Source organism: Pseudoalteromonas sp. GB56, from assembly GCF_054923835.1.
This window is the reverse complement of the sequence record NZ_JBPCHK010000001.1, coordinates 1,313,545-1,338,535: the sequence shown is the minus strand read 5'-3', so window position 1 is coordinate 1,338,535 and position 24,991 is coordinate 1,313,545. Positions and strand designations below refer to the sequence as shown.

The following is a 24,991-nucleotide window of genomic DNA, read 5'->3' as shown; positions in this document are numbered from 1 at the left end:
ACCGCTCTCCTCTTAGAACCCTAGACTCGACAACAAGTCATCTACTTCATCTTGGCCTGATACTACGTCGTCTCTCGACTCTGAATCTATGATAGGGCCTTCTGCACCTTCACCACCGACCGAAGAGGTTGCTTTTTCACGCTCGAGAGCATTTGCATCCACTTCTTCACCGGCAAAGACCGTCAGTAAATTAATCAAACTGTCTTCAACTTCACGTACTAACTCAATAACGCGACGAATGACCTGACCCGTGAGGTCTTGATAGTCTTGTGCCATCAACACATTGTTGAGTAAATCATGCAGCTCCAACGTGCTTTCTTGAGAGCGTCCCATAAACCCATCGAGTTGGTGGCATAATTGCTTGAATTCACCGATTTCTAAATCTCGGCGCATCAATTTATCCCAAGAGGGTTTGATTTGGTGTAAATCCGTCGACAATCGCTCAGCAATTGGAAGGCTAGCTTCGACCGCATCCATGGTTTTATTTGCGGCCTGTTCAGTCATTTCCATGACATAGTTTAGCCGTTGCTTGGCGTCAGGTATGGCTTCATGAGTCAGATTTGTCAGGCGGGTATCTAATTGAAAATTCTTTAGTGACTCATGAAGCTGCCGAGTGAGTTTACCCACTTCGGCAAATAGTTCAGATTGCTCTTTGGAAGCAGCATCGAGGATCAGCTGGTCAGCTTTTTCCTGCTCACCTTGTTCAAGAAAGGAAACAAGCTGCTTAGCCTGTTCTAGGGTAATATGAGGTGCAGCGGGAGCTGACATATGCCTCTCCTTAATCTGTTAACCTAAACGCTCGAACACTTTATCCAATTTTGTTTTCAGCGTCGCTGCAGTAAATGGTTTAACAATATAGCCATTCACGCCTGCTTGTGCTGCTGCAATAATTTGCTCTTTCTTGGCTTCCGCAGTCACCATCAATACTGGAATGTGTTTTAGGTTATCGTCTGCGCGAATAGCACGAAGAAGGTCGATGCCCTGCATACCTGGCATATTCCAATCTGTTACCACAAAATCAAACTCTTGATTCTGTAACATTGGTAATGCTGTGCTACCGTCATCCGCTTCTTGCACGTTGGTAAAGCCTAAATCACGCAAAAGGTTTTTAATGATTCTTCTCATCGTTGAAAAGTCATCAACCACAAGAATTTTCATGTTCTTATCCAAAGTATCCTCCAGTGAGGTATGAACCTGTTTCTACTTACTACTAATTGACCCAGTCACTGACTTTCGCTTTAAGCTTAATCATTGCCTGACCATGGATTTGGCTCACACGAGACTCGCTAACGTCTAGTATTTGCCCTATTTCTTTTAAATTCATTTCATCGTTGTAGTACAACGATAGCACCAACGCATCGCGTTCAGGTAGCGACTTAATCGCCTCCACTAATGCGCTGTTAAAGCGTTCGCTTTGGACACTCGCATAGGGTTTGCCCGTGTCTGATTGATCACTGTGAGTGACGATGACATCTTCATCCACACCCAAGTCCTCAATGCCTAGCACCTTAGAACAATTTACATCATTTAAAATATGATGGTATTCATCAAGGGAAATATCAAGTTTTTCAGCTACTTCAACATCCTTCGGCTCGCGACCTAACAAGCCTTCTAGCTCATTTATCGCTTGCGCAACCGAGCGACTGTTTCTGTGCACAGAACGAGGCGCCCAATCACCACGGCGTATCTCATCAAGCATCGCGCCACGAATGCGAATACCGGCGAAAGTTTCAAAGCTCGCGCCTTTCGATGCATCGAAGGTTTTAGAGGCTTCAATAAGACCTATCATGCCGGACTGAATTAAATCATCGAGTTGAACGCTAGCGGGTAAACGTGCCAATAGGTGGCACGCGACACGTTTTACCAGTGCTGCATGTCGCTCTACGAGAGAGTTTAGTTGCTGTTGATGCTGATACCCGGCGACTCTATTCATAGTTGCTCTAACCGCTAGTTATTGACTAACTTCTCAATAAAAAACTCTAGGTGGCCTGAAGGCTGATTCGGAACAGGCCATTTCACTGCCTTGCTGGCCAAACTTTTAAGTGACACAGACGCAGGTGAATTAGGAAACAGAATCAACGACGGCTTTTTGACGACGTGTCGATTTACGCATGTTTTCATCGTAAGGGATGGTTGCCACCAATTCCAAAGCCACATCTAAGAATCGATCTGTCACTTTAGAAAGCTTAGCAAAGAGGTCTTGGCCTTCACGTAAACTACGCACCATGTTGGCAACAATTTTGAATTTATATACGCCGTGCTCACGACTTAATATTTTAATGAGTGCGTAGGCATCAGTAATGGATGTGGGCTCATCACAGACGACAACAACGACATCTTGTGACGCGCGCGAAAAGCTCAACACCATATCAGAGATACCCGCAGCGGTATCAACAATGAGAACGTCAAATTCATTATCGAGTTCACTAAACGCACGAATAAGCCCGGCGTGCTCCGCTGGACTTAATTCAACCATAGACTGAGAACCCGAGGTTGCTGGGGCAATACGAATGCCCGCCGGACCCGTGACAAGAATATCGCGTAAATCACACTCGCCACTGAGTACATGAGAAAGGTTTTTTTCAACACGCAGACCAAGCATAACGTCACAGTTGGCTAACCCTAAATCGGCATCGAGGACGAGGACACGTTTGCCCTGCTGTCCCAAAGCGATAGCCAGGTTAAGCGATACATTAGTTTTACCTACGCCACCTTTGCCGCCTGTAACGGCGATGACTTTAACGCCTTGATTATTATTCTGATTCATTCTACGAAGGCCGCTTGCTTGATCGTGCACTGTGTTAATCATACATTCCTACTGCTTGAGACGCCACTGCCTGACGCCCCCCTGGAGCTGCTGTTTGTTTTGCTTTTTGACGTTTAATAAACAATTGTTCAGCCTTTCTAACCATTTTTTCTGAGTTTGCTACTCGAATATCTTCTGGAACACGCTGACCGTTAGTAAGATACCCTATTGGGAGGCGATTTTGAATCGCTACACTCATAATCTCGCCTAAACTTAGACTTTCATCAAGTTTGGTGAAAATACAGCCACTTAAGTCAATTTTTTGGAAGTGTTTGATTGACTCTTGCAACACTTCTCGCTGTGCCGTTGCACTTAAAACTAAATAGCTTCGGATATCCACTGACGCATTACGCATAAGCGTATTTAATTGTTCACTTAAACGTAAATCGCGCTGGCTCATACCCGCTGTGTCAATTAATACTAGACGCTTATTGCGAAGTTGATAAAGCACATCGGCCAGTTCATTGGCATCTTTTACTTGTTTCACAGAACAACCAATGATGCGCCCATAGGTCGCAAGCTGTTCGAACGCACCAATACGGTAGGTATCAGTGGTAATCAATGCAACATTGTCAGCGCCATATTTCTGCGCACCCAATGCTGCAAGCTTAGCGACTGTCGTTGTTTTACCGACCCCAGTTGGCCCCACTAACGCATACACGCCACCATGACGCAAAATTTCGTTGCCCGTGGTGTGCATTTGTTTATGCATCATTTCGAGCACAACCTGCCATGCCTCTTTACGCGACAAGTCATCAGGCACATAACGCACAAGTTGTTCTGCCACTTGGGTTTCAATGCCCATGCCCTGAAGACGTTCAATAAAGCACGCTCTCGTTGGATCGCGACGAGCTCGGTCTTGATATAACAAGCCAGAGACTTGATGTTCCAACAATTGACGTATCGCGTTCATTTCATCACGCATCGCAGTGACTTCATCATTATTCACAGCCGAGGCTTGTGAACGACTGTCACGCGCAGGCGATGACGCTGCAAAGTCAGCAAAATCATCCCCATCTAAATCATCATCAAGGTGTGCAGGCGCAGCCATCTGCTGATTGCGAGGCGTGTCTGATTGTGTAAATGCACGGGACTCTTGTTTCTTCGTATGCGGGCGTTGTTTGCTGTACACGTGAGTGACCACGGGCACTTAAGTCAATCCCAGATTGCGAGAACATGTCAGCCAAAACGGCATTCTTTGGTTGCGGGTTTTGGCGCTCTAACAGCGCTTGCAATGAATCTGCAACGCCGTTATTTGATTCTTGCGGTTGCGGACGATTAAAGCGAGTTTGCGGCTGAACAATACGGTTCGATTGACGACTCGGTTGAACACCTGACTGCGATTGCGTGATTTGCTGAGAACTCTGCTGATTTGACGCGGCCTTCATTTGCGGCGCTGAAGTGCTCGCTGGGGCTGGACGCTCATGGTCAATCGCCGCGACGATTTCAACACCATCTGCAAGTTTCTTATTCGACATAATAACTGCATCGGCACCGAGCTCATCTTTTACTTCTTTAAGCGCAGTGCGCATGTCTTTTGCAAAAAAACGTTTGATTTTCATAAGTTCACCCTCTCACAATCGGTGCCACCAAATGGCTTAGCGTAACGGCTATTTCTGTTGGCTAAGCCATTGGCATCGCCGTTTGTTTATTGCTGTCCTACGGAGCTTACAATCTTAATTTGACGCTCATCAGGAACCTCTTGGTAAGACATCACCTTGAGTCCCGGAATGGTGTATTTCACAAATCGTGACAACACAGTTCGCAGCATTCCTGAGGTCAATAAGATGGAAGGTTCACCCGCCATTTCTTGGCTTTGGTGGGCTTCGCTCAGTGACATTTGTAGTCGCTCCGCGAGTCCAGGCTCAATGCCTGCACCTTCATCTCCCGCATTCTGAAGTGACTTATGCAACATCTGTTCCAACTCAGGCGCCAATGTTATGACAGGGATTTCTGGGCTGGCACCGACCGCATCTTGGACGATGAGTCGGCGCAATGAAATTCGTACCGCAGCCGTTAATACATCTGGATCTTGGCTACGTGGACCATACTCAACTAAGGTCTGCACTATCGTGCGCATATCACGAATAGCGACGCCTTCATTGAGTAGGTTTTGTAACACTTTAACCACGGTTGTGAGTGGTAGAACATCCGGCACTAAACCTTCAACAAGGCGTGGATGGCTTTTGGCTAACATATCCAGCAAGCTCTGTACTTCTTCGTGGCCAAGAAGTAGCGATGCATTGTTAGTTAATAGCTGGCTAATATGGGTGGCAACCACTGTTGCAGCATCTACCACGGTGTAACCGAGCGACTGCGCCTCGTCTTTTTGATCGGGTTTAATCCACACAGCGTCCAAGCCAAATGCGGGGTCTTTAGTGGCAACACCATTCACAGGGCCAAATACTTGTCCTGGGTTGATTGCCAGTTCGTCACCATGGCTAAGTTCACCGTCACCGCTGCCCACCCCCATTAATGTGATGCGGTAAGCATTCGGGTCTAACTCAAGGTTATCGCGAATGTGTACCGGCGGTACTAAGAAGCCAAACTCTTGCGATAATTTCTTACGCACGCCTTTAATACGGCTTAATAGCTCACCGCCTTGCGCCTGATCCACAAGTGGGATCAGTCGATAGCCTACTTCTAGACCAATCACGTCAACTTGTTGTACGTCATCCCAACCCAACTCTTTGGGCTCGTCACGAGTCGCAACATTGGTGTTTCCACCGCTGGTATTTTTTTCTTGTTCTTCTTGCTGAGCAATACGCGCCTGCTTTTGTGAATAGTAGGCTACGAAGCCAATAAGACTGCCTAAACCGAGGAAAGCGATATGAGGCATTCCTGGAACAAGACCCATGGTGATCAAGATACCACAAGCGATCCATAACGCTTTTTCATTGCCGAGCTGGGCTTTGACTTGCTCACCCATGTTGTGTGATTCGTTTTGACGTGTAACGACAATCGCAGTACCGATAGAAAGAAGTAACGACGGCAACTGCGCCACCAAACCATCACCTATGGTCAACAAGGTATACACTTCCATCGCGTTGCCAAAGCTTAAGTCGTGTTGAATCATACCAACGAACAAGCCACCAACTATGTTGATAACGAGAATCACAATACCAGCAATCGCATCGCCCTTAACGAATTTACTGGCACCGTCCATCGAACCATAGAAGTCCGCCTCGCGCGTGACTTCTTCACGACGTTCTCGAGCCTGTTCTGCACTGATAAAACCGGCGTTTAAGTCGGCATCAATCGCCATTTGCTTACCCGGCATCGCATCAAGCGTAAAACGTGCGGATACTTCAGAAATTCGCCCTGCACCTTTGGTGATTACAACAAAGTTGATAATGATGAGAATTAAGAACACCACTAAACCAACAGCGTAATTACCGCCAATTACAACCGAGCCGAATGCTTCAATTACCTTACCCGCTGCATCGCCGCCCTGATGGCCCTCAAGTAACACCACACGAGTACTGGCAACGTTCAGAGCTAAACGCATGATGGTGGCGACCAATAACACGGCTGGGAACATACCAAACTCAAGGGGTTTCATGGTGTAAACAGTCACCAATAGCACCACGAGTGAGAGCGCGATGTTAAAAGAGAATAAGATATCGAGTAGAAACGGCGGCATGGGGAGTACTACCATCGCCAAAGCAGCAAGTACTAAAAGCGGTGTACCTGCACCTTTGGCATACTCTTTTTTATCTCGATTTAGCTGGGTTAAACGGCCTTAAAATCCATACAATGCAGTCAGCAAAAAATTGACACTGCAGGGGTTAGTGCAAAGACCAGGCCAGCTTTGATGAGTGTTATTTTACTTATAATTTAGCTAGTTAGTACTGATAGTCGTCAGGAATAGGCAACGAGTTCCCAAGTTTAGTCGGTCTGCGGCCTCGGCCTTTTTGGAACCGTTTGAGCTGGTACACATAGGCGAGTACTTGCGCCACTGCTGTAAACAATTGCTCTGGGATTTGCTCACCCACCTCTGTGGTGTGGTAAAGCGCACGGGTAAGTACGGGTGATTCGACGATAGGTACATCATTGCCAATCGCGATTTTCCGAATTTGCAGCGCTAATTCATCCCCGCCTTTTGCGACCATGATGGGTGCACCTGCGCGTTCAGTGTCGTACTTCAATGCCACAGAATAGTGTGTCGGGTTGGTGACTACCACATCAGCATCAGGCACAGCTTGCATCATGCGACGTTGCGACATTTCTCGCTGAGTACGACGAATACGCGCCTTTATTTGCGGGTCACCTTCAGAGTTTTTGTACTCGTCTTTGACTTCTTGCAACGTCATTTTTAGCTGCTTGTGGTGGTTATAACTTTGGTAAGGTACGTCAATCAACGACACAATAATCATGGTGCAACTAAGCGCAAGAAACATCCAAGACAAAATTTCGAGTGCGTGTGCAATGTTACCCGGTATAGTCTCTAAACTCAGATGGAGAATTTCGAAAAAGTACATTTTGATCAGCATAAATGCACACGCTGCGACCAAAGAGAACTTTAGTACTGCTTTGATAAGTTCCACCGCAGCTTGCGGCCCAAGCATGCGTTTTATCCCTTTTAGCGGTGACATTTTACTGGCTTTGGGTGCCATTGCCTGCCAAGAAAAGTTAAAACCACCCAGCAAGGTGTTCCCGATAAAGGCAGCGATAATGATAACCAGTACAAACATGGCCAAAGGATAGGCCAGTGATTCTGCCACTGCGCCCCACGCCGCAAACATTTTTGTCGTATCGTAGGTTTCATTGCGGCTAAGACTGAGCATACGCTCCATAACAGTATGTAAGCCGTAACCGATCCCTGGACCAAAGATCAGCAGTGACACTGCCGACATGATAAGTACGAAAGTGGTCCCAAGTTCTTTTGAACGTGCTATCTGGCCCTTTTTCTCGCCTCTTGAATTTTCTTGGGCGTGGGCTCCTCGGTGCGTTCTTGACCTGAATCTTCAGCCATCAACTACTCCTAAGGGGCACAACCGGCCATGGAGCATAGCAGCTCCACCATGCGTAACCACTGCGCTTCAAACTGCGCCATAAAGTTACTCAAGGTTGCCCAAATGATTGTAAGACCGGCCACCAAAGTAAATGGGAAGCCTATCGAGAAAATATTAAGCTGTGGTGATGCTCTCGTCATGACCCCAAAAGACAAATTAATCACCAACATGGCTGTGAGCGGCGCCAGTGCCAGCACTAATGCGCTAGTGAACATCCAGCCGCCCCAGGTGACGATATCCCAGTAGTGGTCAACCGCCCACCACGTTCCATCTATCGGTAAGGCGATAAAACTGTGCACTATCATTTGTATCATCATCAAATGACCATTAAGCACAAAGAACAAAAGCGTCGTCAGGATTAAGTAAAACTGGCCTACCGCAGGCACGTTTAAACCATTACTCGGGTCGACTACAGACGCGAAGCCTAAACCTGTTTGCATCGCCAGAATTTGGCCTGCAAGAATGAAGGTGTTGAGCAGCAATTGCGAGGCAAATCCCATGGCAACGCCAATCAGCACCTGTTGCAACACGACAAGGACCATTTCGAAGGAAAAGAGGTTAGTAAACTGCACCGGTGGTAACACTGGGACGGCGACGATTACGATGACTAAGGCCAACCCGAGTTTGATACGCGACGGTACATTTCTCGCGCCGATCCCCGCCATTACCATCAACATGGCGAGTACACGGATCAGAGGAAGTAAGTAGTCACTGAGCCATTGAATAATAACGGCAAAGGGGAACTCCATTGCTAGCCCGCTATTTCTGGAATCGACATCACTAAACGCGTAAAGAAGTCGATCAACTGCTGAGTAAACCAGTGTCCACCAATGATTAACGCTGTTAAAGTCACTAATAAACGGGGTAGAAAACTCAGTGTCTGCTCGTTAATTGACGTTGCGGCTTGGAACACGGCGACGACTAAGCCCACCAGAAGACTCGGAACGATGATTGCCGAAACAAGCTTGATCACAAGGAACAATGCATCACTAAGAATATCGACAAAAACACCCGGTTCCATAATTAAGTCCCCAATCCAAAGCTACGCGCCAGCGTGCCCATCACCAATGACCAGCCATCTACCAAGACAAACAACATGATTTTGAACGGTAAGGATACGATCATCGGCGAGAGCATCATCATACCCATCGCCATCAAGACACTGGCAACCACCAAGTCTACTATGAGAAAGGGAATAAAGAACATAAAGCCAATGATAAACGCAGTTTGCAGTTCGCTAGTTACGAATGCGGGAATAATGACTATCATTGGCGTATCCGCAGGTGAATCCAGCTTCTCATAACCTGCGATTTGCGCAAACGTTTCCAAATCCTTGATTCGTGTTTGCGAGAGCATAAACGCTTTCATCGGCTCTTTTGCCGCTTCCAGCGCTTGCATTGACGTCATTTTTTCATCAAGGTAAGGCGCGATTGCTTGGTCGTGCACCTGATTGTATATCGGCGCCATGATGAAGATACTCAAGAACAATGACATCCCTAACAACACCTGATTCGATGGTGTTTGTTGCAAACCAATTGCTTGTCGCAAAATCGCCAACACGACGATGATACGGGTAAAAGAAGTCATCATGATCACCGCTGCTGGGATAAAACTCAGCGCTGTCATAATGGCTAATACTTGTAAGGTTACGGAGTAATCTTGTGTGCCATCGGCATTGGTGGTCACGGTAATTGCGGGCAATCCTTGCTCAGCAAAAGCTGTTGGACTCACAAGCACGGCAATAAGAAGTATTAGCCAGTATTTCATAGTGTTATGTCTTATTTTTAGTATTGAGTAATTGGCTGAATTGTTTCGCCAAGGGCGTCATTTCACGCTCTGGCAACGGCTTTTGTAATTCGTATAAGTAATTAATGGCATTGGGAGTCACCCCCAGAAGGTGCTGCTTGTTGTCGATTTCCACGACCAGCAGCCGTTCTTTTGTGCCTAATGTCAGCGAGCGAACAACTTTGAAATCTTCACTGGTGGCTAAGTGTGGATTAAAGCGTTTAACCAAAAATGCTAAGGCAATGATGGTCACCACAACCAACACCAAAGAAAGCAACATGGAGACCACATTCAGGTTCAGCGCGTCACCTGTGGCCCCCGCACTCACATTAGCTTGCGCCCAAATAGGGAAGCAGATTGCCAATGTTAGAGAAATAAATCGGATCATCGTAACTTCTTGATACGCTCAACTTGGCTGATGACATCGGTCAAACGAATACCGAACTTGTCATTGACCACGACCACTTCGCCGTGCGCAATCAAGGTACCGTTCACCAACACATCAAGTGGTTCACCTGCGACGCGGTCCAACTCAACGACAGAGCCCTGGTTCAACTGCAATAGGTTACGAATATTAATCTTCGAGCGCCCAACTTCCATAGAGATGGTCACAGGAATATCCAAGATCGTATCAAGCTTGCGCTTGTCTTCCGGTGTTACCTCTGAACTAGCTGACAACTCGTCAAGTTCAGCGACATGTGCTTCATCGCCTTGGTCACCGCCAGTATCGCTTTCTTCAGCTTCGGCGAGGGCTGCTGCCCATTCGTCCATGGTATCTTGATCATCACTCATTACATACAACCTCTGTTGCTACGCACTTTCACTGTGCGCTTTTTACCAATCTAAGTCTACCCCTTCACTTAGGTGAAGGTCTTCTTCTAATTCTGCTAATTCCGCATCTGAGTCCAGCTTCTTGCCGCCTTTGGTGAAAACGTGCAATTCAGATTTTACCGATTCAGGGCGTTTGATTTTCTCACTAATTTGCAACGCCACCATGTCGCGAGAACGGCCCATTTTTGCTCGGTAAGTCGGTAAGTCTTCAACAAACACAGTGATGTGTTCAGGCATCTCCACAGGGATGATGTCACCGGCTTTGAGTTCCATCACTTGTTCAAGTGATAAGTCCACTTCTAACAAACGTGTCGATAATTCAACTTGGACATCCATGATTTCATCACGAAGCGCTTTTGACCAACGTAAGTCAGTGTCTTCGGTGTCAGATTGCACACCCGCGTCCAGAAGCTCACGAATAGGTTCGAGCATGGAGTAAGGCAAAGCAATATGGAAGTCGCCGCCGCCACCGTCTAGTTCAATGTGGAAAGAACTTATCACTACCACTTCGGTTGGGCTGACAATGTTCGCCATTGCCGGATTTACTTCAGAGTCGAGGTATTCGAACGACACATCCATAACCGGTGCCCATGCTTCTTTGTAATCTTCAAAAATGATTTTAAGTAGCATTTGCACAATACGGCGTTCTGTCGGTGTGAACTCTCGGCCTTCAATTTTGGCATGGTAACGACCGTCACCGCCAAAGAAGTTATCGACGAGAATAAAAACCAAGCGTGCTTCCATGGTGATCAGACCGGTGCCTTTGAGCGGACGAAAACGCACCATGTTCAAACTGGTTGGTACAAATAAGGTGTGAATATATTCACCAAATTTAATCATTTGTACACCGTTGATAGACACCTCAGCGGTGCGACGCATCATGTTAAATAGACTGATGCGCATATGACGAGCAAAACGTTCATTAACGATCTCAAGGGTCGGCATACGACCACGCACAATACGGTCTTGCGATGAGAAGTCGTATTGAAGCGCAGTGTCGCTGCCACCGCCGGCACCGTCAGCTACATCTTCTTCCTCGACTTCATCAACGCCGTGTAAGAGCGCGTCAATTTCGTCTTGAGATAATAAATCACTCACGCTTCACCTCGTTACTGCATTACAAAGCCGGTAAAAAGAACTCGCTCAACCACTTTTGAGCTTTCTACGCCTTGCAATGCTTCTTGAACTTTTACTAACGCTTCATCTCGAAGCGATTCTTTGCCAGCGGCCGTGCTGAGCTCATCAGCATTGGTACCGGCAAAAACACTCAATAAGGTTCCTTCAATCAGAGGAATGTGTTTTTTTGCTGCTTCTTCGTTACCTTCGCCACGCACGAGTAACTGCACTTTGATTTGGACGATACGGTCTCGTGCTGCACCAGGGACATTAAATACAAATGGTCGCGGCATCGCCACGTACAACGCGCTGCCTAGTTGAGCGCTTGGTCCTGCGGGCTGGGCTTCACCCGTTGCGCCAGCTTCTTGATCGAGCGTAGCGGGCGCAGGCTCATCGCCACCGGCAAACATGAAATAACCGCCACCACCCGCAGCAAGTAACACAACAACGGCGATAATTATGATTAGTTTTTTCTTGGAGCCGCCTTCTTCTATCTGCAGGTCGGCTTGGTTGTCATCGGCCATCGGTTGCCTCAAGTAAACGTATTTAAATTTATAATAACCTAATCTTAGGGTAACAAGTTGCTTTATGTAGCACTAAATTAGCCTAGGTTCGGATTATGATAGCAATTGTTATTAAGCATAGAAATCAATTCCTTGCTTAGACTGCGCGTTTTTCTGTTGTGCAGCAATCAGCTGTTCGTCGTGATCTGTCTCATCTTCGTTAGCATTGTGCTGCTGCCCTGCAAATTGTGATTCATTTTGGTCAAATTCTTGTTGTTGTCCCTGCTGTTCAACATTGGTATCACCCAATGCCAAACCTTGCTGAGCAAGCAACTCCCTTAATCTTGGCATCGCTTGTTCAAGTGCTTCTTTAGCTTGCTGGTTTTGCACAACGAAATTCACATGTGCCTGCTCGCCTTCGCTACGCACTCGTACCTGCATGCTGCCTAGTTCGGGAGGGTCGAGACGAATTTCAGCTTCCTGATTGCTTAAATTGAGCAGCATATTTACACGCTGATGCAATTGCAGGGCTGCATCACTCTTAGTGATATTAATTGCCTGCATCAGTGCGGGGTCCAATGGCAGTGATTGCTTCTGTGCATTCAAAGTATTGTGAGCAGCCACCTGAGTGATACTTTGAGTGTGTTGCCAATGAGCTAAGTCAGCTTCTATTGCGTTGCTTAAATCAGTATTTGCGCCCACGTGTGTTTGGCTTAGTAAAGCCTGAGCGAGTTGTTGTATTCTTGCGCCCACAGTCTGATTTGACTCAGCTCGCACGCTCTCTGTGTTTAATGCCTTCTCTGTGATGTTCTCATCCACTTGTGCAGACGGTTCAAGCAAGTCGGTCATCGCAACTTCGGCGTTTGTGACCGCACCTCCAGTATTCACAGGAGAGTGTGTTTTCGCTGCCTGAGGAGCTGAAGATGCTGTGCCCTGAGCTGCAGATGACAGCATATCAACAGCACCTGTTAAAGCTGCACTTGCTTTAGGTAACTCCCCTGCCACAGTCATTTCCTTCACTTCACTGGCGGGCTGGGTGCGACTGACTCGCTCGAGGACTTTATCACCAGCAATGGTTTGCTCTTTGCTTTGTGAAATGACATTGTCCGCAGCAACACTTGAAGCTGAAGTATGCACTACTTTGCTACTGTCCTTTTGCCCTTGTTGAATCACTAACTCGATGTCTAGAGGAGGTAACTTCTGACTGTTACTTTGTGTAGGAGCTCTGCTGTCATTTGGCGCCACACCTTCTGTTACTCTGCCGCTTTCTGTTACTCTGCCACCTTCGGTTACTCTACCACCTTCGGTTACTCTGCCACTTTCTGTTACTCTGCCGCTATCAGTTATGGCTGCCAAGTTATTTGAGCGCGCTATCTGTGGTGCTTTTAGCGCATTTTTATCTTGCGCTTGCGCACTGACCCAGTCACCAAGTTTGGTATGTTGCTTACTATTGGCTAACTCAGCTTTTTGGTCGGCCATCAGGTCATCGGGTGTGTCTTGAATTGTTCCCAATGCTGCGGAGTTTGATTTAACCTGACCAGCTTGCGCAAGCCATTGCGGAGCTGTTTTGTCCCGAGTGGCTATAAACACATCACCATCTTGGGTTGACCCAATCACTTGCTGTGCAAGCTCTGTGAGTTCGGTGTCTAGCTGTTGCAATACATTTGGCGCAATTCCCTGCTCTTTCCCTAACTGTTGTACGAGTGCATTAAGCTGCTTAAGTTGCGCTGGTGTCAATTCAGCTAAAGCAGCACGCATGTTTGTCGACACCCTCAAATCAGACTCATCGTTCGTCATTAAAAGTTGGCTGACTTCTTTCGCTACAGGCTTCAATTCAGTATGGAAATTTACTTGATTAAACAATTGGGAAAAAAAGTCAGAATCGCTGAAGTCTTCTAGATTAGGTTCTTCACGTAAAACAGCACTGGGGGCTTGTGTGTCACTCACCGTATTGTGCATTGTTGACTCAGCATCAAACTCATCGGTCAGAACTGCATCTTTCGCGCCCTGATCATCATAATCATTGGTCAAGGACGTTTGTTCATCTTTTGGTGAGACCAGTGGCGAAATTGGGTGTTCATTTGCTGTATCTGAATTGCCGTGTTGCTCGCCTTGCTCATTCGTTTTGACCTTGGCAGAAGCGCCTTCTAACTCACGACCAACATCATGCTGACTGACCTCTGAGTGTTCCTGAGTGCTGGCATTAGAGTCAGACTTAGCTTGCACAAATGCATCGGCAAAACTCGATTCAGATTCTTGATGACGTGGTGCACGAGTATCTGCCTCAACAGAACGGCCACTAAGCATAATCACTGGTTCAATGTATGACATCAAAAGACCCCTTATACGTGGCAAAGCCCTGCCGCTTCACCACCGAAATAACTATCTGTTACCTTGGCTGCAATTTATGTACCAGTGTTTTGAAGCGCGCGGCGCGCAAAGAATTGATTCGTAGCAAACTCATCGAGCATCTTCTGCTCTGCTTTTGCCAACATCGCTTGTTTCTTTTGTTCTTGCTTATCAATCAATTTAGCCACGGCTTCTTTGCGAATACGCTGTGTTTGCCAAAGAGCCTGGCGTTGTTCAGCCACTTTGCGGGCCGTATCCACAACCTGGGTTTGCTGAACAATTGCTTGGTCTATCTTGCTGATAAAATTTTGATAATGGCTAAAACCAGCACTGGAAAGTCCGCCCTGCGCCTTAGTCATGAGTTGAGCCATATACTCACCTCTGAATTGGCTGAGACCATCCAGTTTTTGCTGGTGCAATCTTTGATGCTGTTGAGCAGTCAAAAAGTCACCTCTGAGCTTTTCTTCTTTGTCGCTTTCTAATTTCAGTAAGACGGTTAACTTAGCCACGTTTACCTCCTTGACCAAATAGCCTTGCCAGAGAGTTCAAACATTCATCGTATGGCACCACTTCCTTCATGCCTTGTCGCAAGAAGTTATTGATCATTGGCATCATATCGATCGCTTGGTCGAGTATCTGATCGGTGCCTTTTTGGTATGCACCTAGCGTAATCATGTCTTTGTTTTCAGAATACAAAGCCATTACTTGTTTCATCAATCGTGCTTGCTGCATATGCATATCGGATACCACTTGTGGCATTACACGACTTATCGACTTTTCTACATCAATTGCTGGGTAATGACCACTGTCTGCAAGCTCTCGGGATAGAACAATGTGACCGTCTAAGATTGCCCGAGCGGCATCTGCTATTGGGTCTTGTAAGTCATCACCTTCTGATAACACAGTGAAAAAGGCGGTAATTGCACCTTGCCCCTCACCACCATTACCAGCGCGTTCAATCAGTGCGGGCAATTTTGCAAATACCGAAGGTGGGTAACCTTTAGTAGCAGGTGGCTCACCAACTGCTAGTGCAATTTCACGCTGCGCCATCGCATAACGCGTGACCGAATCGAGCAACAGCAATACATTGAGGCCTTGATCTCGAAAATACTCAGCGATGGTCACGGCGCTTTCGCACCCTTTGAGGCGCATTAATGGCGAGGCATCAGCGGGAGCTGCTACAACCACTGATCGTGCACGCCCTTCGTCGCCTAAGATCTCTTCGATAAACTCTTTTACTTCGCGGCCACGCTCGCCAACAAGACCTACAACGATAACATCGGCTGCGCTTCCTCGAGTCATCATTCCCAACAGCACAGACTTACCGACACCACTACCAGCAAACAAGCCCATACGCTGACCTTGGCCGACTGTGATGACGGAATTGATTGCCCTTACACCCACATCCATCGGCTGGCTAATGGGTCGTCTCGCAAGAGGGTTGATATTGTGCTGTGCAAAACGCACATGATTTTCAGCGCGCACAGGACCGAGTCCATCTAGAGGGCGTCCCAATCCATCAACCACGCGTCCCAATAAGCTCATCCCCACTGGTAAACCTGGTTGTTTCGCTTGAGGAATAACGCGAGCCCCTGGTAGCACACCCGAAATACGGTCGTTGGGCATGAGGTATAAAATATCGTCGTTAAAGCCCACCACTTCTGCTTCAACCATGCCTTGATTAGTTTCCACTAAACATTGGCTACCCACAGGCGCATGTAGCCCTTTTGCCTCAAGGGTAAGACCAACAACGCGAGTCAAACTGCCAGCAACAGACACTGAAGGTTGGTGGATGTATTTACGCTTTTCTTGCAAACGCTCAAGTAGGGGTAAGGACATTATTTAATCCTTCCCTTCAACATGCACACCCGCATCTTGTAAGAAACTCTCAATAACTTGAGTCATTCGCTGGGACAACCCCATATCGATTGAGGACCGTTGCTGCTTAATATGGCAGCCGCCACGCTCTAGCGTTGGCTCTGCGAGTAATTGCCAGTGGCGATTTGCAAGGGCTTGCTCATCAAAATGCACACTGACGATTTCTAAATCTTCAGGGTGCAGGTAAATCTGACATTGTGCTTCATTGCTCGGCAGAGCATCCGTTGCCGCTTTAAGGGCATTGAGAATCACCTCAGGGTGCGTTTTTATCTCATGCAAGGTAATAGCTTTGGCCAGTTCACTGGCTAAAAATAGCACTTCATTTTCCACTTGTTGGTCAAGGTGCTTAACTGGCTCATCGAGTGACTCAAGCATCGCTTTAAGCACAGTCAATTGCTCATCAATCAGTGGTTTGGCATCTTCAAGGCCTTGTTCATTGCCTTGTTTTACACCTTCTTTGAAGCCCGCTTCTTTACCTTCGCTAACACCTTTTTCAAACCCGTCTATATAACCTTGTTCATGGCCTTGCTTTAATCCCTCTTCATACGCATCCTGACGAATTTGCTCCAACTCTTCCATCGTGAGTTTTGGGAAGTCCTGTTCTTGAGGGGCGTGCACATGGGAGTCATCGCCTTCTTCAACAACCTCATTTTCCACATGGGTACGGTAAAGCTCTTCTAATGGAGTACCAAATGCCGTGGAGCGACCTTGCAATGACTCAGGTTTCGCTGAGACATTAGGAATGGGCCAATTTTGCAACAGTTCATCGGCTGCTTCACTGGCATCAAGTGGTCTTCCACGGTGCAATTTAGTGTCGCTCATGGCTTATAGGAACTCCTCGCCACCACCACTGCCAAGCATGATCTCACCGGAATCAGCAAGACGACGCGCAGTCGATAGAATTTCTTTTTGCGCGGCTTCAACTTCACTAACACGCACAGGTCCCATCGCTTCAAGGTCATCTCGCAACATGTCAGCAGCGCGTTTGGACATGTTGTTAAGGATCTTATCTTTAAGACCATCGTCCGCGCCTTTAATTGCTTTCATCAGCACGTCTTGCTGTACTTCACGCAAGATAGCTTGAATACCTCGGTCATCCACATCCATTAAGTTCTCGAATACGAACATTAAGTCTTGGATTTGTTGCGACATTTCTTCGTCGTGCTCGCGGATTGAATCCATCAACTGGCCTTCGATATTGGTATCGAGATAGTTCATGATATCTGCCGCAGCTTTTAAGCCGCCCATCTTCGCGGCTTGGGCACCCGCTTGACCAGCAAACTGTTTCTCCATGATTTCGTTCAATTCTTGCAATGCCGCTGGCTGAACTTCTTCTAAATTGGCGATACGCATGGTGAGATCAAGTCGCACTTTCTCAGGAAACTGCGCCAAGATTTCAGCACTTTGCTCTGGTTCTAAGTAAGACAGCACAATGGTTTGAATCTGCGGGTGCTCGTTGCGAATAATGTTCGCCACTTGCTTGGAGTCCATCCACTTCAATGAATCTAGACCTTTAGCACCTGAACCCATCACAATTTGGTCAATCAAACTGGCTGCTTTATCTTCGCCTAGCGCTGCAGTGAGCGCTTTCTTAATGAAATCTTCAGATTGGAAACCAATAGTACTAAACTGTTGTATTTGCTCAATAAATAGATTGTGTACGGCACTAATTTTGTCTTGACTTAGATCATCCAGTGACGCCATGGTCATGCCCACGCGCTGAACTTGTTTAGGTTCTAAATGCTTTAATATTTGCGCTGCATCTTCTTCGGACAAGCTCAAAAGTAGGATGGCTGCTTTTTCAACCCCTTCGAGCTTATCGACATCGAATTTGGCTTTAACTATTTCTTGTTGTTCAGTCATCTTCGTTCAACCATGCTTTAACTACTTGTGATGATAATTCTGGCTCATTTGCGACCAGAGCGCGAACTGCTTTAAGTAGGTCTTCGTCGCCGTGTAAATCTGGTAACTGCAGTGTGCCATCGGGTGAGAAGCCAACTGATGCTGAATCAAATTCAGTGTTGAGCATATCCAACGTATTATCACCGATATCCACGCCTGAAGTGAGTGATTCCTCATCATACGCTTCAAGTGTATCATCCGGGTAAATTAGGCGTTTCAACATCGGGCGAACCACCGCGACAATCAGTACGATAATGACCAAGGCACCTAAGCCCAAGCGCACCAATTTAATGAACCAATTTTGCTCCCACAAAGGTAACTCTTCAATAACGCTCGCGTCTTCACGTACGAAAGGCACGCTGACCACTTCTAACGCATCGCCACGTTGTAGGTCAAAGCCCACTCCACCTTGCAGTAAGCGGCGGATATTATTGAGTTGTTGTTCAGTACGCGGTGCTGGCTGACCATCGGCACCTGCGCCTGGCAGATAATCTACCGCCACGGATACACTGATTCGACGAATCACACCCGTTTGTTGACGTTTATGCGAAATGGTTGTGTCCAATTCATAGTTACGGGTTGCTTCTTTATGGTTACGAGAAGGTGACGTTGATTGTGCGTTTTGCTCATTCATCGCGTTCTCGGGAATATTTGAATTTACGGGTGGTTGATTCGTCAACGCACCTGGAATCCCCACAGCTAGACCACCAATGTTGTTTTCTTCAAGCGTGGTTTCACTGCGCACTGCCGGTAAATCTGGGTTGAAACGTTTTTGCGTTTCTTCAACTGCGCTGAAGTCCATGATTAAGTCTACTTGCGCTGTGTAGTTGCCCAAGCCGACCACAGGGATCATTATGCTGTCGATTTTTTCAATATACTCTTGCTCGCGCTGACGCTCAATTTCATATTCTTTACGTGAACGTGCAGATAATGAGTTTTGCGAGCCAGAGTTGAGTAAACGGCCATTTTGGTCAGTTACGGTCACACGCTCTGGCGATAGGCCCTGCACTGCAGAAGCCACAATATCAACCACAGAGTCAATTTCTTCACTGTTAAGATTACGACCACGTTTAACCGTTAACACGACCGTTGCAGAAGGCTGTTTTTCAATCCGCGCAAATACGTTTTCTTTTGGAATAGCCAGCAACACTTTGGCACGGGTTACCTTGTTTAACTCTTCAATAGTGCGTGCTAGTTGTTGCTCGCGAGAATGTTTGAGACGCTCACGCTCTAAGCGTTGAGAAACCCCAAAACCCATGTCTTGCATCAGGATGTCGGTACCTGAGTCTGGGCCTTGGGTTAAACCTTCGCGAGTCATGTTAAGTTTGATGTCTTGATAGGCATCTTCTGGCACCATGATGACGTTGCCATCAAGCTGGTAATCAATTTTTTGCGCGTCGAGAAAATCAAGCGTCTGAATCAATTCTTCTGTCGGCATTTTACCCAGTGGACGCATGTCCGGCTGGCGTGCCCAGATAATGATGAAAATCGCAATCGCTAAACAGATAGCCAGAGCAACAATAAGCGTGACTTGACGCAGCATATCGACACCGCTCAATGCGCCGAGAACTCCAGATTTTTGTTCTTGATGATGATCATCACCACCGGTGCCCAAATCGACACCACCACTGGCTAGGGCGAGATCTGTAGATTGGTTTGCTTGCGCCACGACTCTTCTCCGCTATCCGTTAAACAGGCATGTTCATGATGTCTTTGTAGGCTTCAACCAGCTTGTTACGTACTTGCACGGTTGCCTCAAACGCCACGGACGATTTTTGTGATGCGATCATCGCTTCTGCTAACGACACACGGCGGTCACCCATTTCAACTGCCGTCACTTTTGACTTAGCATCTTGCTGTAGGCCGTTAACAGTATCAATTGCGTTGGTTAGTAGTTCACCAAATTGCGCGGATGACGTTGTCTGTGGCATCACAGGTTTAAGTGGGTTTCGCGCTTGCGCTTCTTGCGCAATCATTTGCATTTCTTGGAACAATGAGTTGGCTTCAACTTTCATTTTGCACATCACTGGATAAATAAATCTTAGGATTAACAAAGCATTAAGCGTGCCAATAAATTTACCCAATAAAAACAATAGGTTATCTGTTTTATTTTTTGACGGTGATGACTTTTTAAGCTGGCATTAAATTGACGAAGAATAAAAAAGCCCAAAGCAGATTTGGGCTTTCAAGGTGAGATTAAGCAGGCAGTTGAATACCCTGCTCACGCATTTGTGCAATCTTATAGCGCAAAGTACGTGGGCTGATACCTAACGCGTCGGCAACGTCTTTACGTTTGCCGTTAAAGCGCGCGAGCGTATCTAAAATAATTTTATGCTCTTTGCTCTTTAACTCGTCTTTAAAGGTATATTGTTCATCCACCGCGAATTCATCCGGTTCGCAGCGATGCTCGACTGTGGGCACCACAGCGTGAATGTCTGGTTCAGATGCATGTGTGATTGAGCTAGGCGCATTAACAAGTTCTTCAATGTAAATTGCAGACTCATCCACCACATTGCCCGATTTGAGGATTAATGCCCGTTGAATCACATTCTCCAATTCGCGCACATTCCCCGGCCATGCATGGGCAAGAAGCCGTTGCTTAGCTGCATCACTTAAACTTGCTAACGGCATTTTCGCGGTTTGACAATGACGTTCAAGCAAGTGCTCAGCTAATGGCACAATGTCGCCTGGGCGCTGGCAAAGTGGTAACCACTTTAGCGGGAATACATTCAGTCGGTAGAACAAGTCCTCACGGAACACGCCCTCTTTCACCGCCTCTTTTAAATCACGGTTTGAAGTGGCCAACACGCGCACGTTAAGTGCAATAGTTTTACGACTGCCTAAACGTTCGACTTCGCGCTCTTGTAGTACCCGCAGCAATTTGGCTTGCAAACTCAAGTCCATTTCAGTGATTTCATCGAGCAAAATAGTGCCGTTTTGCGCTTGTTCAAACTTACCAGGACAGGCATTGATAGCACCGGTAAATGCGCCTTTTTCATAACCGAATAATGTAGACTCCAACATATTCTCGGGAATAGCTGCGCAATTAATGGCGATAAAAGGTTCTTTGGCCCGTCCAGACTGGTCGTGAATGTAGCGCGCGAGCACTTCTTTACCACTACCACTTGGCCCCATCACCATAACGCTGGCTTCGCTGTCAGCCACTTTATTGGCCAACTCGATAAGCGCCAAACTTTTGGCGTCCGCCACAATCGGGCCTTTGTGCGCAGGTGTTTCAGCAGGTAAATAGCGGCTCACAAGATTGAGTAACACCTCTGGCGCAAATGGCTTTGCCATATAATCAATCGCCCCAAGACGCATCGCCTCAACTGCATCGTCAATGGTGGCATAGGCGGTCATCATCAACACAGGCAACTCAGGGTAATTGAGTTTGATACTCTTTAATAATTCTATGCCATTGATCCCTGGCATTTGTACATCACTAACAACCAAAGAAACGTCATGCTCTTTGAGCATCATAATCGCATCTTCACCGCTTTTTGCGGCGATGCATTGCACTCCGGCTAATGACAATGTGTCGGTTAACGCCTCACGTAAACCGGGATCGTCCTCGACCACTAAGACATAATTACTCATGATTGTCCTCCTGTGGATGGGCGTCGAAAACTGGCAAGCTAAGAATGAACTGCGCTCCCCCTTGTGGCGCATCGACTACTCTCACCTGCCCTTTGTGGGAACTCATTACTGATGCAACCACGGCAAGCCCTAAACCCGTACCTTGTCGTTTGGTGGTGAAGAAGGGCTCAAAGATTTTGTGCTTTAATTCATCACCGATCCCCGGACCATTGTCGCGCAGGATAATATCAACCTTGCTGTCATCCTCAGGGCAACGCGCCGCGCTCAAATGAATGTGTGCGTCTTGTTCAATGACCTGTAGGCTGTTGTGAATCAAATTGTTAATCGCACTGGCAAGGGCTGTGCGATTGCCCATCACTTGTACATCAGGTTCAGGTAATTGCACATGTAGTTGAGCACCATTTTCACAGAGCATGGCATCCGCACCGTGCTTTACTTCGCTTAATAGCTGACCAAGAGACATAGGTTCAACTACCTGTTGTTCGCCGCTTTTGGCAAACAGCAGCATGTCGTTTACTTGGCTTTCTAAGTCTTTTAAACGCGACATCAACTTGCCGTGGAAGTGTGTACGAGACTCACTGTTAAGGCGCTGAGAACCAAGATTTGCACCATATAACATAGCTGCAGACAGAGGAGTGCGCACTTGGTGCGCAAGTGTTGCCACCATTTTTCCCAGCGCACTCAAACGTTGCATGTGTGCCAGACGAGCTTGTAGCTGACGGGTTTCAGTTAAATCTGTCATGAGAATGAGTTGCCCAGGCTCTGGCGCCAATGCGCGTATCTCGAGCTTTATACGGCGACCATCTCGTAACGAGACCTCATGGCCATCGTCCTGTTGTGGGCGAAATGAGCGCTGAATAATACTAAACCACTTCTCACCTTCGAGTGGCTCACCCAACATGTCGATAGCAATTTGATTCGCTTTAGCAATCATCCCCTGCCCATCAAGCACCACCACACCCGCGGGCATGGTATCGACAAGGTGACTCAACCAACTCGCCTGGAGTCGAAGATCACTGAGCTCACCCACGTACGCTTCATGCGCCAGTGGCGAGACAAACTGTCCATGTTGAAAGATTTGCGGGGTTATTACACTCGCTAAAGCCATTGTTATTTACTCTTAAACACAGGGTTCCCTTAACAAAAGCACAAAGCGTACCAACTTTTATTTTCATAATTTACAATACGTTAGAAGATGATTGTGAAAAAACAAAAAAATGACACTGTATATAAAAACAGTTAACTGCTATGGTGTAGGAACTGCAATATTAAGTGTAATTTCAAGGAAGCGAATATGTGCGAACGATGCCATTGGGTTGATTTAACAAAAGCAGATTACGTCGCCTATCACGACGAGGAATGGGGCGTACCTATCTATGATGACGACACCTTGTTTGAATTTTTAACCTTGGAATCAGCACAAGCAGGCTTGAGCTGGTACACCATTTTGAAAAAGCGCGACAACTACCGCAAAGCGTTTTCCAACTTTGACGCCCGCAAAGTTGCTGCCTTTGATGATAAAGACATAGAGCGACTACTTGCGGATGAAGGCATTGTCCGCAATAAGCTCAAAATCCTCGCCACCATCAACAACGCCCAACGCTTTTTAGAAATTAAGCACGAATTTGGCAGTTTCAGCGATTATCAATGGCAGTTTGTGGACCATAAGCCACGTGTAAATTCCATTCGCTCTAAAGCGGATTATGTTGCCACCAGTGAACAATCCGATGCGTTTGCTAAAGACCTAAAAAAACGTGGTTTTAAATTTCTTGGCTCAACAACCGTGTATGCACACATGCAAGCCTGCGGCATGGTCAACGACCATCATGACGACTGCTATCGCAAAGAAGAAGTCTTATCCATGTATAAATAAGGTACTCGTACTATCACACACCGCAATATTATTTGTCGTAATGTGAAGAACAGTTCAAAGTAAACCTTACTTGTGGACTTTGAACTGTTCTTTGCGTCAATGGCTATACCAACCAAAAAAATAAAGACCTATTTCTTTACATTTCAATAAGAAAGCTTCACGATTCGCTGCTGCAACCGAGTAAAGGACGACCTATGCGTACTCACGTTATTTCTATACTGCTAGCTTGCTGTGGGCTTCTCCCCCCTATTTCAGCTTACACCGCGCAGGAGTTACCTACGCAGCAGACAAATTCTGATACGCACACGCACAAAATGCGCTCTGTAGTCCAAGAAGTAATGGACACATCCTCTTTGCCATTTAGCGGCAACTTGATCATGCTAGAAGATGGTAAAACTGTATTGGAACTAAGCGTTGGCGATAATCTCAATGTAGATTCGAGCTTTGTGGTGGCATCGCTGTCAAAGCAAGTGACCGCGACCTTAATTTTGCAAGCACTGGATGCAGGGAAACTCGACTTATCGCATTCTTTAAACAGCTATCTATTTTCTGATGCTTCTCACGCAGATAACGCTCAACGCTATGATGAGCGTATCACGCTGCATCATTTATTAAGCCATACCTCAGGAGTAGTCGCCCTAGGAACACCAGTGCGCTTTGCGCCAGGAAGCCAGTTTCAGTATTCAAATTTAGGGTATACATTACTCGGTCAAGTGTTAGAAAAGGTGAATAAGCAGCCCTTTAGTGAACAAATAACCCAATTTGCTAAAGACAATGCCCTAGATGCACTCTACGCAAAAACCGGTTCAATCAATACAATTGGGCAAAATCTGCCTTCCCTTGCTACTGGCTGGAACGAAGCACAACCGCCTTCGCCTTCTAATCTTGTAATTGACCGCGCTTTGCTTCCTGCTGGCGGGCTGATAGCGTCAGCACGAACTTTCGCTAGATTTCAACAGCTACTGCACTCGGGTGCATTATTAGCGCCAAAGAGTTATACACTCATGACACGTGCACACACGCAAATGCAGTTTTTCTGGCCCAATATGCATTATGGCTATGGTCTTCGCATTAACCTCGACGATGGCCTCACTGAGTTAAGCCACACGGGCTATGTAGAAGGTTACATGTCAATGTCTTTGCACTACCCTGAGTTTAACGTGAGTGTTGTGATGCTAGAAAACCTCGCCCTGAGTCTTGATGACATAGAACGAGTGCTTGAATTACATACACACATTCGCGATGCTGTGCGAAAGGAATTAAAGGGCAGAAAGCAGAGTTAGCGGTGTTATGTTTACTTGGCAACGGATTTGCCAAAACGAGGCTGCTTCCGCAA

Annotated in this window: 21 protein-coding genes and 4 pseudogenes; 2 read left to right on the top strand and 23 right to left on the bottom strand. The window is 46.8% G+C overall.

Annotated elements, in window-relative coordinates; translation table 11 throughout:
• Positions 1-12 precede the first annotated feature (12 nt).
• The 23 genes and pseudogenes from ACH19P_RS06295 to ACH19P_RS06185 all read right to left on the bottom strand — a co-directional run bounded on the left by ACH19P_RS06295 (position 13) and on the right by ACH19P_RS06185 (position 22,890).
• On the bottom strand, positions 13-768 hold the full coding sequence (locus ACH19P_RS06295; protein WP_462157678.1) for a protein phosphatase CheZ: 756 nt from the start codon (positions 766-768) through the stop codon (positions 13-15).
• 18 nt (positions 769-786) lie between these two features.
• Complete coding sequence (gene cheY / locus ACH19P_RS06290) at positions 787-1,170, bottom strand: chemotaxis response regulator CheY (RefSeq protein WP_347391066.1); 384 nt, start codon at positions 1,168-1,170, stop codon at positions 787-789.
• A 40-nt stretch (positions 1,171-1,210) separates the two neighbouring features.
• Positions 1,211-1,933: an RNA polymerase sigma factor FliA gene (locus ACH19P_RS06285; protein WP_462157676.1), complete on the bottom strand. Its 723-nt coding sequence runs from the start codon at positions 1,931-1,933 to the stop codon at positions 1,211-1,213.
• A 14-nt stretch (positions 1,934-1,947) separates the two neighbouring features.
• Positions 1,948-2,809, bottom strand: a pseudogene (locus ACH19P_RS06280) (MinD/ParA family protein).
• Positions 2,802-4,368, bottom strand: a pseudogene (gene flhF, locus ACH19P_RS06275) (flagellar biosynthesis protein FlhF). Before flhF ends, ACH19P_RS06280 begins: the two co-directional pseudogenes overlap by 8 nt.
• A gap of 86 nt (positions 4,369-4,454) precedes the next feature.
• Positions 4,455-6,559: pseudogene (flhA, locus tag ACH19P_RS06270) on the bottom strand (flagellar biosynthesis protein FlhA).
• Between the two features lie 92 nt (positions 6,560-6,651).
• Positions 6,652-7,781 (bottom strand): annotated as a pseudogene (gene flhB, locus ACH19P_RS06265) (flagellar biosynthesis protein FlhB).
• Between the two features lie 9 nt (positions 7,782-7,790).
• A complete protein-coding gene (gene fliR, locus ACH19P_RS06260) occupies positions 7,791-8,570 on the bottom strand; it encodes a flagellar biosynthetic protein FliR (RefSeq protein WP_462157674.1) in 780 nt (259 codons plus the stop codon).
• A gap of 2 nt (positions 8,571-8,572) precedes the next feature.
• On the bottom strand, positions 8,573-8,842 hold the full coding sequence (gene fliQ, locus ACH19P_RS06255; RefSeq protein ID WP_462157673.1) for a flagellar biosynthesis protein FliQ: 270 nt from the start codon (positions 8,840-8,842) through the stop codon (positions 8,573-8,575).
• A gap of 2 nt (positions 8,843-8,844) precedes the next feature.
• Positions 8,845-9,588: a flagellar type III secretion system pore protein FliP gene (gene fliP, locus ACH19P_RS06250; protein ID WP_462157672.1), complete on the bottom strand. Its 744-nt coding sequence runs from the start codon at positions 9,586-9,588 to the stop codon at positions 8,845-8,847.
• Positions 9,589-9,592: 4 nt separating this feature from the next.
• Entirely contained in the window at positions 9,593-9,982 is a 390-nt protein-coding gene (gene fliO, locus ACH19P_RS06245; RefSeq protein ID WP_462159318.1) for a flagellar biosynthetic protein FliO, read from the bottom strand.
• A gap of 8 nt (positions 9,983-9,990) precedes the next feature.
• Complete coding sequence (fliN, locus tag ACH19P_RS06240) at positions 9,991-10,398, bottom strand: flagellar motor switch protein FliN (RefSeq protein WP_462157671.1); 408 nt, start codon at positions 10,396-10,398, stop codon at positions 9,991-9,993.
• 42 nt (positions 10,399-10,440) lie between these two features.
• Positions 10,441-11,535 carry a flagellar motor switch protein FliM gene (gene fliM, locus ACH19P_RS06235; RefSeq protein ID WP_462157669.1) on the bottom strand — a complete coding sequence of 365 codons (1,095 nt, stop codon included), beginning with the start codon at positions 11,533-11,535 and terminating at the stop codon, positions 10,441-10,443.
• 11 nt (positions 11,536-11,546) lie between these two features.
• Positions 11,547-12,077, bottom strand: coding sequence for a flagellar basal body-associated protein FliL (gene fliL, locus ACH19P_RS06230; RefSeq protein ID WP_462157667.1), 531 nt, complete (start codon positions 12,075-12,077; stop codon positions 11,547-11,549).
• Between the two features lie 111 nt (positions 12,078-12,188).
• A complete protein-coding gene (locus tag ACH19P_RS06225) occupies positions 12,189-14,387 on the bottom strand; it encodes a flagellar hook-length control protein FliK (RefSeq protein ID WP_462157666.1) in 2,199 nt (732 codons plus the stop codon).
• Positions 14,388-14,461: 74 nt separating this feature from the next.
• Positions 14,462-14,914: a flagellar export protein FliJ gene (gene fliJ, locus ACH19P_RS06220; protein WP_462157665.1), complete on the bottom strand. Its 453-nt coding sequence runs from the start codon at positions 14,912-14,914 to the stop codon at positions 14,462-14,464.
• Positions 14,907-16,244: a flagellar protein export ATPase FliI gene (gene fliI / locus ACH19P_RS06215; protein WP_462157664.1), complete on the bottom strand. Its 1,338-nt coding sequence runs from the start codon at positions 16,242-16,244 to the stop codon at positions 14,907-14,909. The genes fliJ and fliI overlap by 8 nt, the downstream gene beginning before the upstream one ends.
• 3 nt (positions 16,245-16,247) lie before the next feature.
• The gene (fliH, locus tag ACH19P_RS06210; protein ID WP_462157663.1) at positions 16,248-17,105 is read right to left on the bottom strand and encodes a flagellar assembly protein FliH; all 858 of its coding nucleotides are present in this window, start codon (positions 17,103-17,105) and stop codon (positions 16,248-16,250) included.
• Between the two features lie 3 nt (positions 17,106-17,108).
• Positions 17,109-18,146, bottom strand: coding sequence for a flagellar motor switch protein FliG (gene fliG / locus ACH19P_RS06205; RefSeq protein ID WP_462157662.1), 1,038 nt, complete (start codon positions 18,144-18,146; stop codon positions 17,109-17,111).
• Complete coding sequence (fliF, locus tag ACH19P_RS06200; protein WP_462157661.1) at positions 18,139-19,854, bottom strand: flagellar basal-body MS-ring/collar protein FliF; 1,716 nt, start codon at positions 19,852-19,854, stop codon at positions 18,139-18,141. The genes fliG and fliF overlap by 8 nt, the downstream gene beginning before the upstream one ends.
• 19 nt (positions 19,855-19,873) lie before the next feature.
• Positions 19,874-20,200, bottom strand: a complete 327-nt coding sequence (gene fliE / locus ACH19P_RS06195; RefSeq protein WP_347391085.1) for a flagellar hook-basal body complex protein FliE — start codon at positions 20,198-20,200, stop codon at positions 19,874-19,876.
• A gap of 181 nt (positions 20,201-20,381) precedes the next feature.
• On the bottom strand, positions 20,382-21,782 hold the full coding sequence (locus tag ACH19P_RS06190; protein ID WP_462157660.1) for a sigma-54-dependent transcriptional regulator: 1,401 nt from the start codon (positions 21,780-21,782) through the stop codon (positions 20,382-20,384).
• Positions 21,775-22,890, bottom strand: a complete 1,116-nt coding sequence (locus ACH19P_RS06185; protein WP_462157659.1) for a sensor histidine kinase — start codon at positions 22,888-22,890, stop codon at positions 21,775-21,777. Before ACH19P_RS06185 ends, ACH19P_RS06190 begins: the two co-directional genes overlap by 8 nt.
• Positions 22,891-23,076: 186 nt before the next feature.
• Between ACH19P_RS06185 and ACH19P_RS06180 the strand changes: the two genes are divergently transcribed.
• Together ACH19P_RS06180 and ACH19P_RS06175 are read left to right on the top strand one after the other, a co-directional pair.
• Positions 23,077-23,655 (top strand): DNA-3-methyladenine glycosylase I, encoded by a 579-nt coding sequence (locus ACH19P_RS06180; RefSeq protein ID WP_462157658.1) that lies wholly within the window; start codon positions 23,077-23,079, stop codon positions 23,653-23,655.
• Positions 23,656-23,969: 314 nt separating this feature from the next.
• Complete coding sequence (locus ACH19P_RS06175; protein WP_462157657.1) at positions 23,970-24,938, top strand: serine hydrolase domain-containing protein; 969 nt, start codon at positions 23,970-23,972, stop codon at positions 24,936-24,938.
• Positions 24,939-24,991 lie beyond the last annotated feature (53 nt).

Excerpts from the sequence above, each read along its gene's own strand:
- ACH19P_RS06285 (WP_462157676.1), bottom strand. The coding sequence starts at position 1,933 with ATGAATAGAGTCGCCGGGTATCAGCATCAACAGCAACTAAACTCTCTC.
- fliR (WP_462157674.1), bottom strand. The coding sequence starts at position 8,570 with ATGGAGTTCCCCTTTGCCGTTATTATTCAATGGCTCAGTGACTACTTA.
- fliI (WP_462157664.1), bottom strand. The coding sequence starts at position 16,244 with ATGTCCTTACCCCTACTTGAGCGTTTGCAAGAAAAGCGTAAATACATC.
- fliN (WP_462157671.1), bottom strand. The coding sequence starts at position 10,398 with ATGAGTGATGATCAAGATACCATGGACGAATGGGCAGCAGCCCTCGCC.
- fliL (WP_462157667.1), bottom strand. The coding sequence starts at position 12,077 with ATGGCCGATGACAACCAAGCCGACCTGCAGATAGAAGAAGGCGGCTCC.
- ACH19P_RS06175 (WP_462157657.1), top strand. The coding sequence starts at position 23,970 with ATGCGCTCTGTAGTCCAAGAAGTAATGGACACATCCTCTTTGCCATTT.
- fliQ (WP_462157673.1), bottom strand. The coding sequence starts at position 8,842 with ATGGAACCGGGTGTTTTTGTCGATATTCTTAGTGATGCATTGTTCCTT.
- ACH19P_RS06190 (WP_462157660.1), bottom strand. The coding sequence starts at position 21,782 with ATGAGTAATTATGTCTTAGTGGTCGAGGACGATCCCGGTTTACGTGAG.
- ACH19P_RS06185 (WP_462157659.1), bottom strand. The coding sequence starts at position 22,890 with ATGGCTTTAGCGAGTGTAATAACCCCGCAAATCTTTCAACATGGACAG.
- fliE (WP_347391085.1), bottom strand. The coding sequence starts at position 20,200 with ATGAAAGTTGAAGCCAACTCATTGTTCCAAGAAATGCAAATGATTGCG.
- fliG (WP_462157662.1), bottom strand. The coding sequence starts at position 18,146 with ATGACTGAACAACAAGAAATAGTTAAAGCCAAATTCGATGTCGATAAG.
- fliH (WP_462157663.1), bottom strand. The coding sequence starts at position 17,105 with ATGAGCGACACTAAATTGCACCGTGGAAGACCACTTGATGCCAGTGAA.
- ACH19P_RS06295 (WP_462157678.1), bottom strand. The coding sequence starts at position 768 with ATGTCAGCTCCCGCTGCACCTCATATTACCCTAGAACAGGCTAAGCAG.
- ACH19P_RS06180 (WP_462157658.1), top strand. The coding sequence starts at position 23,077 with ATGTGCGAACGATGCCATTGGGTTGATTTAACAAAAGCAGATTACGTC.
- fliP (WP_462157672.1), bottom strand. The coding sequence starts at position 9,588 with ATGAAATACTGGCTAATACTTCTTATTGCCGTGCTTGTGAGTCCAACA.
- ACH19P_RS06225 (WP_462157666.1), bottom strand. The coding sequence starts at position 14,387 with ATGTCATACATTGAACCAGTGATTATGCTTAGTGGCCGTTCTGTTGAG.